General features: G+C 62.9%; 14 protein-coding genes. 10 read left to right on the top strand and 4 right to left on the bottom strand.

The window, feature by feature from the left end:
- The first annotated feature begins 7 nt into the window (after window positions 1-7).
- From ACMGE0_RS23715 to ACMGE0_RS23705, 3 genes are read left to right on the top strand one after another with little or no spacing between them, the layout of a single operon-like run.
- Window positions 8-1,801: an acetolactate synthase 3 large subunit gene (locus ACMGE0_RS23715; protein ID WP_436818357.1), complete on the top strand. Its 1,794-nt coding sequence runs from the start codon at window positions 8-10 to the stop codon at window positions 1,799-1,801.
- A gap of 51 nt (window positions 1,802-1,852) precedes the next feature.
- Window positions 1,853-2,425, top strand: a complete 573-nt coding sequence (gene ilvN / locus ACMGE0_RS23710) for an acetolactate synthase small subunit (RefSeq protein WP_436818356.1) — start codon at window positions 1,853-1,855, stop codon at window positions 2,423-2,425.
- 44 nt (window positions 2,426-2,469) lie between these two features.
- The gene (locus tag ACMGE0_RS23705; RefSeq protein ID WP_436818355.1) at window positions 2,470-3,477 is read left to right on the top strand and encodes a capsular polysaccharide export protein, LipB/KpsS family; all 1,008 of its coding nucleotides are present in this window, start codon (window positions 2,470-2,472) and stop codon (window positions 3,475-3,477) included.
- Here the strand turns inward: ACMGE0_RS23705 and ACMGE0_RS23700 are convergent.
- Window positions 3,474-4,316: an aldo/keto reductase gene (locus tag ACMGE0_RS23700; RefSeq protein ID WP_436818354.1), complete on the bottom strand. Its 843-nt coding sequence runs from the start codon at window positions 4,314-4,316 to the stop codon at window positions 3,474-3,476. The two genes, ACMGE0_RS23705 and ACMGE0_RS23700, sit on opposite strands and share 4 nt — an antisense overlap.
- A gap of 176 nt (window positions 4,317-4,492) precedes the next feature.
- Between ACMGE0_RS23700 and ACMGE0_RS23695 the strand changes: the two genes are divergently transcribed.
- From ACMGE0_RS23695 to ACMGE0_RS23670, 6 genes are all read left to right on the top strand, one after another.
- Window positions 4,493-5,086 carry a LysE family translocator gene (locus tag ACMGE0_RS23695; protein WP_436818353.1) on the top strand — a complete coding sequence of 198 codons (594 nt, stop codon included), beginning with the start codon at window positions 4,493-4,495 and terminating at the stop codon, window positions 5,084-5,086.
- 11 nt (window positions 5,087-5,097) lie between these two features.
- Window positions 5,098-5,745 (top strand): nitrile hydratase subunit alpha, encoded by a 648-nt coding sequence (gene nthA, locus ACMGE0_RS23690; protein WP_436818352.1) that lies wholly within the window; start codon window positions 5,098-5,100, stop codon window positions 5,743-5,745.
- Window positions 5,742-6,401: a nitrile hydratase subunit beta gene (gene nthB, locus ACMGE0_RS23685; RefSeq protein WP_436818351.1), complete on the top strand. Its 660-nt coding sequence runs from the start codon at window positions 5,742-5,744 to the stop codon at window positions 6,399-6,401. The genes nthA and nthB overlap by 4 nt, the downstream gene beginning before the upstream one ends.
- Entirely contained in the window at window positions 6,388-6,759 is a 372-nt protein-coding gene (locus tag ACMGE0_RS23680; RefSeq protein ID WP_436818350.1) for a nitrile hydratase accessory protein, read from the top strand. Before nthB ends, ACMGE0_RS23680 begins: the two co-directional genes overlap by 14 nt.
- A gap of 132 nt (window positions 6,760-6,891) precedes the next feature.
- Entirely contained in the window at window positions 6,892-7,257 is a 366-nt protein-coding gene (locus ACMGE0_RS23675; protein ID WP_436818349.1) for an ArsR/SmtB family transcription factor, read from the top strand.
- Window positions 7,254-7,730, top strand: coding sequence for an SRPBCC family protein (locus ACMGE0_RS23670; RefSeq protein WP_436818348.1), 477 nt, complete (start codon window positions 7,254-7,256; stop codon window positions 7,728-7,730). Before ACMGE0_RS23675 ends, ACMGE0_RS23670 begins: the two co-directional genes overlap by 4 nt.
- 18 nt (window positions 7,731-7,748) lie before the next feature.
- Here ACMGE0_RS23670 and ACMGE0_RS23665 read toward each other — a convergent pair whose 3' ends face one another.
- Entirely contained in the window at window positions 7,749-8,228 is a 480-nt protein-coding gene (locus ACMGE0_RS23665) for a DUF2269 family protein (RefSeq protein ID WP_436818347.1), read from the bottom strand.
- Window positions 8,228-9,511, bottom strand: a complete 1,284-nt coding sequence (locus ACMGE0_RS23660) for an SDR family oxidoreductase (RefSeq protein ID WP_436818346.1) — start codon at window positions 9,509-9,511, stop codon at window positions 8,228-8,230. Before ACMGE0_RS23660 ends, ACMGE0_RS23665 begins: the two co-directional genes overlap by 1 nt.
- 139 nt (window positions 9,512-9,650) lie before the next feature.
- Between ACMGE0_RS23660 and ACMGE0_RS23655 the strand changes: the two genes are divergently transcribed.
- Window positions 9,651-10,775, top strand: a complete 1,125-nt coding sequence (locus ACMGE0_RS23655; protein ID WP_436818345.1) for an ATP-dependent DNA helicase — start codon at window positions 9,651-9,653, stop codon at window positions 10,773-10,775.
- Here the strand turns inward: ACMGE0_RS23655 and ACMGE0_RS23650 are convergent, their stop codons facing one another.
- Window positions 10,776-11,456 carry a MerR family transcriptional regulator gene (locus ACMGE0_RS23650; protein ID WP_436818383.1) on the bottom strand — a complete coding sequence of 227 codons (681 nt, stop codon included), beginning with the start codon at window positions 11,454-11,456 and terminating at the stop codon, window positions 10,776-10,778. It lies immediately after the preceding gene.
- Window positions 11,457-11,521 lie beyond the last annotated feature (65 nt).

Here is an 11,521-nt window from a genome sequence, read left to right as displayed (position 1 = left end):
CAAGACAATGACGGACAGCAACAATCAGACGCCAGATAACCGCATGACTGGCGCGGAGATCGTTCTGAAGGCGCTGAGGGACAACGGCGTCGAACATATCTTCGGATATCCGGGCGGCGCGGTTCTGCCGATCTACGACGAGATTTTCCAGCAGGACGAGATCCAGCATATCCTCGTCCGCCACGAGCAGGGCGCCGGCCATGCCGCCGAAGGCTATGCCCGCTCCACCGGCAAGGTCGGCGTCATGCTGGTGACGTCAGGGCCCGGCGCCACCAATGCCGTCACGCCGCTGCAGGACGCGCTGATGGATTCCATTCCGCTCGTCTGCCTTTCCGGCCAGGTTCCGACGACGCTGATCGGTTCCGACGCCTTCCAGGAATGCGATACGGTCGGCATCACCCGGCCCTGCACCAAGCACAACTGGCTGGTCAAGGACGTCAACGAGCTCGCTGCCATCATCCACGAAGCCTTCCGCATCGCCCAGACCGGCCGCCCGGGGCCTGTCGTCGTCGACATTCCGAAGGACATCCAGTTCGCGACCGGCACCTATACGCCCAAGCCCGACATCGCCGCCAATATCAGCTATCAGCCGAAGACGCAGGGCGATCTCGGCGCCATCCAGGCAGCCGTCGAGCTGATGGCCTCGGCCCGCCGGCCGATCCTCTATACCGGCGGCGGCGTCATCAATTCCGGCCCGGAAGCTGCGCGGCTGCTGCGCGAGCTGGTCCAGCTCACCGATTTTCCGATCACCTCGACGCTGATGGGTCTCGGCGCCTATCCGGCCTCGGGCAAGAACTGGCTCGGCATGCTCGGCATGCACGGCTCCTACGAGGCGAACATGGCAATGCACGACTGCGACGTGATGGTCTGCATCGGCGCGCGCTTCGACGACCGCATTACCGGCCGCATCAATGCGTTTTCGCCCAACTCGCGAAAAATCCACATCGACATCGATCCGTCCTCGATCAACAAGAACGTCCATGTGGATATTCCGATCCTCGGCGATGTCGGGAGCGTTCTGGAAGACATGGTCCGCCTGTGGCGGGCGCTGCCTCACAAGCCGGCCAAGGAACAGGCCGCGGACTGGTGGCAGAACATCGCCCGCTGGCGGGCCCGCAAATCCTTCTCCTACAAGAATTCCAACGACGTCATCATGCCGCAATATGCGCTGCAGCGTCTCTACGAACTGACCAAGGGCCACGATACATACATCACGACGGAAGTCGGCCAGCATCAGATGTGGGCGGCGCAGTTCCTCGAATTCGAGGAACCGAACCGCTGGATGACGTCCGGCGGCCTCGGTACCATGGGGTACGGTTTCCCGGCGGCGATCGGCGTGCAGGTCGCGCATCCGGATTCGCTCGTCATCGACGTCGCGGGCGACGCCTCGATCCAGATGTGCATCCAGGAAATGTCGACGGCGATCCAGTACAATCTGCCGGTCAAGATCTTCATTCTCAACAACCAGTACATGGGCATGGTTCGCCAGTGGCAGCAGCTCTTGCACGGCAACCGGCTGTCGAATTCCTATACGGAGGCGATGCCCGATTTCGTCAAGCTCGCTGAAGCCTATGGCGCGGTCGGCATGTATTGCGACGATCCGAAGGAACTCGACCAGAAGATCGAGGAGATGATCGCGGTGAAGAAGCCGGTGATCTTCGACTGCCGGGTGGCGAACCTCGCGAACTGCTTCCCGATGATCCCCTCGGGCAAGGCGCATAACGAGATGCTGCTGCCGGACGAGGCGACCGACGAGGCGGTTGCCAGCGCGATCGACGCGAAAGGACGGCAGCTCGTTTGAGAAACGGGCCGTCACTTTTAAACAAAATTCTGAGGAAATGGACCCAATACCATGAATGCGCATCAACAGCCGACGGGATCGGCCTATTTCATCGCACCGGAAACGGCGAAAGCCGAAAGCCATACGCTTTCGGTCCTCGTCAACAACGAGCCGGGCGTGCTTGCCCGTGTGATCGGCCTATTTTCCGGCCGCGGCTACAATATCGAAAGTCTCACGGTTTCGGAGACGGAGCACGAGGCGCATCTTTCGCGCATCACCATCGTGACCAACGGCACGCCGACCGTTCTTGAACAGATCAAGGCGCAGCTCGAGCGGATCGTACCGGTCCACCGGGTCCTGGACTTGACCGTGCGGGCCCGCGAACTCGGGCAGGAGCGTCCGATCGAGCGCGAGGTGGCGCTGGTGAAGGTGGTCGGCCAGGGTGAGCGCCGCGCCGAGACGCTGCGGCTGGCGGATGCCTTCCAGGCTAAGGTGGTCGATGCGACGGTGGAACATTTCATCTTCGAAATCACCGGGAAATCGTCCAAGATCGACCAGTTCGTGGCAATCATGAAACCGCTCGGGCTGATCGAAGTCTGCCGCACGGGGATTGCCGCGATGAACCGCGGCCCGCAGGGGATGTAAGAAACCTTCGGACCGGCGCATCGGTTGGCGAGGCTAGGACACGCTTGACGAAAGATTGGTACCCGCCCATCCGCATGCGCCTCGGCGCCACCCATTACGTTACGCGATCGGCGCCCTGGCTGAGGCATTATTTCGGGCTTCGCGAACTGGAGTCGGCCTTCGCGCCTGGCGTCAAGGGGATTGTTTTCTGGGGCGGGCGATCCACCGCCAAGCTGGCCCGGCGGATAGCCTGGTTCAGAAGGCTGCCCTACTGGTATCTCGAAGACGGCTACCTGAGGTCGGTCGGTCTCGGCAAGGAGAACACCCTGCCGATTTCCATCATCGTCGACGATCTCGGCATGCCTGTCGATGCGTCGAAGGCCTCCCGGTTGGAGCGTTTGATCGCCGGCTCGGTCGGGATGGGCGTGGCGGGCCTCGGGGCGAATATCCGTGAGGCGCTCGTCCGGAACAGGCTTTCGAAATACAACAATCTCCCGCATCGCGAACCCAGGCTCGATCGCACGACGCGGCGGCGGATCTTGCTGGTCGACCAGGTGTTCGGCGACGTCTCCGTGCCCATGTCGGGCGGGTCGCCCGAGAGTTTTGCGCGGATGCTCGAGGATGCGGTCTCGAGCGGTGCGCAATGCGTGGTGCGCACCCATCCGGACGTGATGGCCGGGTTCCGCAAGGGATATCTCACCGAGAAGGCGGCGGAGACGCCTGGCGTGATCCTGCTTGCGGATGCCGTTTCGGTCGCCTCGGTTCTGGCCGCGGTGGACGAGGTCTGGACCGTGTCGAGCCAGTTCGGCCTCGATGCGCTGCTCAGGGGCATTCCCGTGCGCTGTTACGGCGCGCCCTTCTATTCGGGATGGGGACTGACCGACGACCGGCTGGGCGAGGCGTCGAGAGAAGCTTTGCCGAGGAGGCTGGCGCGGCCGAGCGTCGATCATCTCGCCGCCGCGACGTTCGGCCTTTATCCCTCCTACCGCGATACCTCCACCTGGGAAGACATCGATGTCTTCCGGGCGATCGATACGCTCGTCGCGGAGCGCAAGAGGCTCGATCTCGATTAGAGCATGTCCAGCGGACGTTTTTGCTCCGGCGGAGGGAAGGCGGCGTCCAGTGCTTTCCAGTCCTCGTCGCTCAAGCCCAGTTCGGCTGCTTCGGCATTTTCGGCGACGCGATCCGGATTGGCGGATTTCGGAATGGCGATAACGCCGTCGCGTTCCAGAAGAAAGGCGAGCGCTACCTGCGCCGGCGTCGCCTGATAAGCCTTGGCGATGCGGATCAGGTCTGCATTCCGCAGAAGCCGGCCCTGCTCGATCGGCGAATAGGCCATGACGGCGATGCTCCGTTCCTGGCACCAGGGCAGGAGGCTGTGTTCGATGCCGCGGCGGGAGAGATTGTAGAGCACTTGGTTGGCCGCGCAGTTCTTCCCCTCCGGTACGGCCATCAGCTCTTCCATGTCGTCGAGGTCGAAATTCGACACGCCCCAGGCGGCGATCTTGCCGGCGCGGCGCAATTCCTCGAAGCCGGCTACGGTTTCGGCAAGCGGATGCTGGCCGCGCCAGTGGAGGAGGTAGAGGTCCAGCCGGTCGGTCTTCAGCCGGTTCAGACTGCGGTCGCAGGCCTCGACCACGCCCTTGCGGCCGGCGTTCCAGGGATAGACCTTGCTGACCAGAAACACCTCGTCGCGGCGGCCGGCGATCGCCTCTGCCGTGATCTTTTCGGCGCCGCCTTCGGCATACATTTCCGCCGTATCGATCAGCGTCATGCCGAGATCGAGGCCGCGCTTCAGGCTTTCTATCTCGATGCCTTCCTTGCTGATGTCTTCGCCCATGTTCCAGGTGCCGAGGCCGAGTGCCGGGACGGAAATGCCGGAGGGCAGGGTGACGGTGGGGATATCGGGCATCGGAAAACCTCGACCTGTCGCTTGCGGGAAACTTGATATTACCGAGATATGGCTTTGCGCCAAGCTTCCAAGTTCCCCTTGCGGATCGTCTGTAACGATCCTATCACCGGCATTCACCCGCCCGCAAAAGAGGCGGCGAAAAGATTCGGGGTTCGTTTGGCGCCTGGGGAGACATCATGTCGCTGGAAACCTTTCTGGCCCTCGTTCTATTCGCTTTCACGACCTCGATCACGCCGGGGCCGAATAACATGATGCTTTTCGCATCCGGCGTGAATTTCGGGTTCGCCCGCACCATTCCGCATATGCTCGGTATCGGTGCCGGTTTCCTGTCGCTGCTGATCGCGGTCGGGCTCGGGCTTGGGGCGCTGCTGCAGACCTTGCCGGCTGTCTACACGGCGCTGAAATTCGCGGGCGGTGCTTATCTGGTCTGGATCGCCTGGAAGATCGGCACGTCGCGCAGCCTCTCAGACGGCAAGACGGGCGCGCGGCCGATGACCTTTCTCGGCGCGGCCGCCTTCCAATGGGTCAATCCCAAGGCCTGGGTCATGGCGGTGACGGCGATGGCCACCTATACCGATCCGGACTACTATCTTCCAACCGTGCTGCTGGTCGGTTTCGCATTCGCCGTCGTCAACGTGCCGAGCGTTTCCACCTGGGCCGGCTTCGGCTCAGCACTGCGGGAGTGGCTTTCCGTGCCGGTACGGCTCAAGTGGTTCAACATCACCATGGCAGTCTTGCTCGTTGCGAGCCTCTGGCCGATGCTGAAGTGAAGGAGATCGTCATGTCTACAGACCATCATCATCACGACCACGATCACGAGCACCACCACGACAACCGCTACACTGACATGCAGGCTCGGGTGAGGGCGCTGGAGACGGTGTTGACGGAAAAGGGCCTGATCGATCCGGCGGCGATCGATGCCATCGTCGAGACCTACGAAACGAAGATCGGTCCGCGCAACGGCGCCCATGTGGTGGCCAGGGCCTGGAGCGATCCGGATTTTTCCGACTGGCTGAAGCGGGACGCGACGGCGGCGATCGCGAGCCTCGGCTATACCGGGCGGCAGGGCGAGCATATGCGCGCCGTCTTCAACACGCCGGACACGCATAACCTCGTCGTCTGCACGCTCTGCTCCTGCTATCCCTGGTCGGTGCTCGGCCTGCCGCCGGTCTGGTACAAGGCGCCGGCCTATCGCTCGCGCGCCGTCATCGATCCGCGCGGCGTGCTTGCCGAATTCGGGCTCAGGCTGCCGGAGGCCAAAAAGATCCGCGTTTGGGATTCGACCGCGGAACTGCGCTATCTCGTCATTCCCGAACGTCCGGAGGGGACTGGGGGTATGAGCGAGGAGGAACTCGTCAAGCTCGTCAGCCGCGATGCGATGATCGGTACGGCGATTGCGGGGGCCGAATCCGAGGAGGGAAGGCCATGAACGGACCTCACGATCTCGGTGGGCAGATGGGTTTCGGACCGGTTTCGCCCGAAAGGGACGAGCCCTATTTTCATGCCGAATGGGAGAAGCGGGCACTCGGCATCACGCTTTCCTGCGGTGCTTTCGGCGTCTGGTCGATCGACGAGAGCCGGCACGCACGCGAAAACGTGCCCCCGGCGGACTATCTCGCAGCGAGCTATTACGAGATATGGACGCGGGCGCTGGAAGTGCTGCTCGAACGGCATGGGTTCGCAACGCGGGCGGAGATCGATGCCGGCCATAAGCAGATCGAGCCCGCGAAGCCGAAACGCATCATGACGGCAGACATGGTTCCCGGCGTGCTTGCGAGCGGTGGGCCATGCGACAGACCGGTGGAAGCGGAACCGCTCTTCCAGCCTGGAGACAGGGTGCGGACGAAGAATTTCAATCCCGCGACCCATACGCGGCTGCCGCGTTACGCCCGCGCCAGGACGGGCGTCGTGGAGGCGGTCCAAGGATTTTACGTTTTTCCGGACGACAACGCCCATGGCAAAGGCGAGAACCCGCAATGGGTCTATACGGTCGTCTTCGACGGCGGTGAGATCTGGGGCGAGGGTGCCGATCCAACGCTCACCGTTTCGATCGATGCCTGGGAGAGCTATCTTGAGCGGGTGTGACGTTCCGCCCGAACTTGCGCGGTCTCCGGGGCTCCCGAAGTCACCGGAAGGCGATCCTGTATTCCCCGAGCCCTGGGCGGCGGAAGCCTTCGCCATGGCCGTGCATCTCAACGAGAGGGGGCTGTTCACCTGGGGCGAGTGGGCCGAGGCACTTTCGGCCGAGGTGCACAAGCCCGGACGCGCCGAAGACGGCAGCGACTATTTCGACCGCTGGGTCGCGGCCCTCTCCGGTCTCCTGGTGGAGAAAGGCGTTGCCGACGCCGGAACCATTCTGGCTCTGCAACAGAGCTGGCAGCGGGCGGCAGAGGCGACGCCGCACGGCAAGCCAATCGAGCTTGCCAACGATCCGCTGCGGTGAGGCTCTGCAGCCCTCGTCTGGATCTGCCCTCTCTCATGATCGGTTGTATATCCCCTTGGTTAGTCGAAGCTATTCCTGAATTTTCGAAAACTTATCCCTTGAGCTAAGTTTTCGAAAATGATACTTAGCCTCATGGAGAACTATTCAAGCCAACTGGATGACGTCTTTCAGGCCTTGGCCGACCCCACTCGAAGGGCGGTGCTCGGGCGGTTGGGTCATGGGCCGGCAAGCATCAGCGATCTTGCGGCCCCCTTCGACATGGCGCTGCCTTCCTTCATGAAGCACATCCGTTTCCTGGAAGGGAGTGGCCTCATCCGCACGCGCAAGGAAGGTCGGGTGCGTACCTGCTCGCTGGAGAGGGCGCGATTTGCGATGCTGGAGGGCTGGCTTTCCGAACAGCGGGCGATCTGGGAAGCCCGCACCGACCGGTTGGAGCAGCTCGTTCTGGCGAAAGAGGAATTCCTTCGGGCACAGCAAAAAAGGGAGCAAGGTAAATGACGCGGGATTTCAATCCGGATCTCGACCTCACCATCTCGCGGATCATCAGGGCACCGCGCGCGGCTGTCTGGGACGCCTGGACGGACCCGGCGACCTTCGAGCAATGGTGGATCCCGGCGCCGGCGCTCTGCAAGGTGGTTGTCATGGATATCCGGCCGGGCGGCGCCTTCGAAACCCGGATGAGCGAGAACGGCGGCGAATTCGTGCCGCATCTCAGCGCCTGTTTCCTGGCCGCCGACGCGCAGGAGCGGATCGTCTTCACCAATGCGCTGACCGGCGGCTGGCGCCCGGCGGAGCATCCCTTCATGACGGCGATCACCACCTTCAAGGACCATGCCGAGGGCACCGAGTACGCCGCCCATGTGATGCACAAGAGCCCTGAGGACCGGAAGATGCACGACGAGATGGGCTTCTTCGACGGCTGGGGCACGGTCATCGAGCAGTTGGCCAACCTGGTCGAACGGCAGCAGTGAAACATAAGCCCAGCCTGGTCAGAACAGCGCAATGTCCGGTTTGGTCAGCATCAGCCAGAAAATAACGATAACGGCGAAGAAGGCTGGAAAACCGCAGGCGAACCAGATGCGGTAGAGGCGGAACCATTCGGCGGGCAATGGCGCGGAACTCTTCATGGCGAGGCGGGCGAGATCACGCAGCCGGATCTGTATCCAGACGACCGGCAGCCAGAAGAAACCTGTCACCACATAGAGAATAAGCGACAGCGCGATCCAGCCTTCGGTCAGCGACCAGCCGATGTGGCTCGCCAACAGATAGCCCGTGATCGGCTGCAGTATGACGGCCGTGGCCGTGAATACCGTATCGGCAAGCACGACCGTGCCGGCCGTGTGGGCGATCAGTTTCGGGTCATTCGTCCTGCGGGCGACTACCATGAAGAAGGCGATGCCCGCCCCGGTTCCGAGCAGCACTGCGGCTCCGATGACGTGGACAAGACGCAGCAGGTTTTCGATATCCATCAGCGTTCGTCCAGAATGGCGAGCGAGACGAGCGTGAGAACGATCGACGGCAGAACCTTGACCAGGGGGCCGAGCGGATCGAGCCAGAGCTGCGGTTCCAGGAGCGTGCCGCCGGCGAGATAAGCAAGGCTGACGGCAATCATCCCGGCCAAGGCCTTTCGCGCGAAGGGACGAAAGAGGACGGCAAGCCCGAGCAGCATATCGATCAGGCAGGTGACGATCGTCAATGTCGTCGCCGCGGAGGCGGACAGGAAGGGCGGGAAATGCATGGCCGCCGCATTCAGGTCGAAGAGCGGGATTGCGCCCGATAGCAGCCAGAAGAGCGCCAGCGTCACAATCACGACCGGCTTCATGAGATAGAGTCGCGCGAACCAGAGGTCCTGCACGCCGCTTGGGTGACCGGCGAGCGTCGCTGCGGCATCCGCCAGACTAAGGCCGGCCGGCTGCAACCTTGTGCTGACGACGCCTTCCGACATGACCGCCATGGCCGTGGAGCGCAGCGGAGAGCGCCAACCGAGCCGGCCGGCGAGATCGGCAGCAAGGCTGACAGGCATCGCCACGGAAGCAGGCAAAGGGATGATGCGTGCAGGAGGCAAACCCAGCCAGGCGCGATGCATCCCGACCAGTTCCGAAAGCGTCAGTTTCCTTTCGGCGGCAAGATCGAGGTCACTGTGGAGAGGGATGCCGCCGCCGATTGCAAGAGATACGGATGCCGCCACGTCATCGAGCGAGACTGTTTCCACCGGTCTCTCCGCATGGACGAGCGGCAATGACGGGCCAGGGAAGCTTGCCAGCGATCTTAGAAGCGCTGTGCCGCCATGGGCATTGCGGCCGAGAACCAGTGCCGGGCGCAGGATGATGAAGGGCAGGGCGCTTGCGGCGAGAGCTTCGTCGGCCCGGCGTTTGGTGGCGAGAAAGGGAAGGTTTGCCGCCGCGCCGTCCGTTCGGGCGGAAATCTGGATGATAAGCCTGCCGCCTGCCGCCTGCGCCGCCTCGTAAAGCGCCAGCATGGCTCTTTCCTGGGTGGCGGCAAGATCGTCCGAAGGGCCGTCCTGAAGGGCGCCGGCGCAATTGACGATGACATCCTGATCTTCGATCAAGGGACGCCAGGCGGCAGCCGAAAGTTCCGAGAGATCGGCCTTCACCCATTCGGCTGCAGGCCACTTGCGGCAAGCCCTCTGTGGATTTCGCCCGAGCCCGGTAACGTGGTGTCCCTCGGCCGCGAGCCGTTGCAGGATCGCGGAGCCGATGAAGCCGGTTGCGCCGAGAATCAGAATGTTCATGCCGCATCATAGGCGGTCCGCGGAGACTGAACAGCGACGGGCGCCAAAGGCGGCGATTTCCGTGCGCTTCTCTGACTCCGATTCCTCTTTCGTTCTTTTTCGGTTGCGATTTCTCCTCGAATCCTGCCAAGTCGCGGTCATGCAATTTGCACCGCAACAGGATGAGGCTCTCAAGGCCGTTTCGCGCTGGCTGAAAGAGGGACGCAGCCAGATCTTTCGGCTGTTCGGTTATGCGGGCACCGGCAAGACGACGCTTGCCAAGCATTTCGCGGAGAATGTCGACGGCGACGTTCTCTTCGCGGCCTTTACGGGCAAGGCGGCGCAGGTGCTGCGCTCGCGCGGCGCCCGCAACGCCAAGACCATCCATTCGCTGATCTACCGGCCGCGCGGCGAGGAGGCGGTGGAGGACGAGGAAACCGGCAAGACCTCCATCGCGCCAATGTTTTCCATCAACCGCCAGAGCCCCGTCGCCAAGGCGGCGCTGATCATCATCGACGAATGCTCGATGGTGGACGAGGCGCTCGGCCGCGACCTGATGAGCTTCGGCACGCCGATCCTGGTGCTCGGCGACCCGGGCCAGCTGCCGCCCGTCTCCGGCGGCGGCTTCTTCACCGAAGAGGAGCCGGATTACCTCCTCACGGAAATCCATCGCCAGGCCCGCGACAACCCCATCATCCGGCTCGCAATGGACGTGCGCGAGGGCAAGGAGATCATGTATGGCGATTACGGTACGGCCAAGGTGATTTCCCGCAACGAGGTGACCCAGCCGCTGGTGCTGGAGGCGGATCAGGTGCTGGTCGGCACCAACAGGACCCGCAAGCGCTACAATCAGCGGCTCCGGGAATTGAAGGGTTTTACCGCGGAATATCCGCAATCCGGCGACAAGCTCGTCTGCCTCCGCAACGACCCGGCCAAGGGCCTGCTCAACGGCTCGCTCTGGCAGGTGATGAGTTCGTCGCGGGAGACGGTGAAACCCGGCATCAACCTGATGATCCGTCCGGAAGACGACGACATGGACCGGGGCGCCGCCAAGATCAAGCTCCTGAAGCAGGCCTTCGAAAGCGAGGAGGAAATCCCCTGGTCGACCCGCAAGCGCTACGACGAGTTCGACTATGGCTATGCGCTGACCGTGCACAAGGCTCAAGGGTCGCAGTGGAACAACGTCGTGCTGTTCGACGAGAGCTTCGCCTTCCGCGACACGCGCGAGCGCTGGCTTTACACCGCGATCACCCGCGCCGCCGAAACGCTGACCGTGGTGCGCTGATCAGTTCGAAACGATGCCGAGCAGGAGCGCCTTGGCGACCGCCTGATAGCGGTTGGTCGCCTCAAGTTTTTGGATGATGCCGTCTTCCATCGCCCTGAGCGTCTCGAATTCGAGATCGAGAGCGCGGGCAAGGCGCGGCGCGGAATAACCTTCCGCCATCAGCGCGAGGCACCGCTTTTCCATGTCGGTCAGCGGCGGCGGGGCGGGCCTGGAGGTTTCCGGCGTCTCTTCCTCGCCGCTCAGCAGGGTTTCGATCTGCTGCATCTGGCGGTGAATGTTGGATATGTCCGCCGTCAGCTCCCGCTTGCGGCGCGCCAGCGCGCTCTGGAAGATATTATCGGCTTCGGCCTGCGATGTCGCAGCGGCGAGTTCCTCCATCAGGTCCTGGATTACCGCGACCGGAATGCCGATCTCCCGGCAGGCATTGATGACGGCCATGCGCCGGATGTCCTTAGCGCCGTAGACGCGCATGGTGCCTGAGCGCCTTGCGGCGAGCAGGCCTTTTTCCTCGTAGAAATGCAGGGTGCGATGGGTGACGCCGAACAGGTCCGCCATCTCGGCGATCGCCACCGGCTTTCCGGGCATTTCGAAGGGTAGGAATATCCGCGGCAGAAAATCGGCATGGTCGGAGGCGGTCGAGACGCCGTCTTCGGATCCTGTCCGATCGGTGTCGCTGCGTATCGGGCGCTCTTGATCCTGCGGAATGGCTTCCTTGGTCAATTTGCCTCCTTAGGTGCGCCTCCGCG

Origin of the sequence: Neorhizobium descurainiae, from assembly GCF_051400715.1 — a bacterium.
Taxonomy (GTDB): domain Bacteria; phylum Pseudomonadota; class Alphaproteobacteria; order Rhizobiales; family Rhizobiaceae; genus Neorhizobium.
The sequence above is the reverse complement of the archived record's forward strand: the minus strand, read 5'-3'. Positions and strand labels throughout refer to the sequence as shown.

Coding starts and splice junctions, on each gene's coding strand:
- ACMGE0_RS23715 (WP_436818357.1), top strand. CDS start 8: ATGACGGACAGCAACAATCAGACGCCAGATAACCGCATGACTGGCGCG.
- ilvN (WP_436818356.1), top strand. CDS start 1,853: ATGAATGCGCATCAACAGCCGACGGGATCGGCCTATTTCATCGCACCG.
- ACMGE0_RS23700 (WP_436818354.1), bottom strand. CDS start 4,316: ATGCCCGATATCCCCACCGTCACCCTGCCCTCCGGCATTTCCGTCCCG.
- ACMGE0_RS23695 (WP_436818353.1), top strand. CDS start 4,493: ATGTCGCTGGAAACCTTTCTGGCCCTCGTTCTATTCGCTTTCACGACC.
- nthA (WP_436818352.1), top strand. CDS start 5,098: ATGTCTACAGACCATCATCATCACGACCACGATCACGAGCACCACCAC.
- nthB (WP_436818351.1), top strand. CDS start 5,742: ATGAACGGACCTCACGATCTCGGTGGGCAGATGGGTTTCGGACCGGTT.
- ACMGE0_RS23675 (WP_436818349.1), top strand. CDS start 6,892: ATGGAGAACTATTCAAGCCAACTGGATGACGTCTTTCAGGCCTTGGCC.
- ACMGE0_RS23670 (WP_436818348.1), top strand. CDS start 7,254: ATGACGCGGGATTTCAATCCGGATCTCGACCTCACCATCTCGCGGATC.
- ACMGE0_RS23665 (WP_436818347.1), bottom strand. CDS start 8,228: ATGGATATCGAAAACCTGCTGCGTCTTGTCCACGTCATCGGAGCCGCA.
- ACMGE0_RS23660 (WP_436818346.1), bottom strand. CDS start 9,511: ATGAACATTCTGATTCTCGGCGCAACCGGCTTCATCGGCTCCGCGATC.
- ACMGE0_RS23655 (WP_436818345.1), top strand. CDS start 9,651: ATGCAATTTGCACCGCAACAGGATGAGGCTCTCAAGGCCGTTTCGCGC.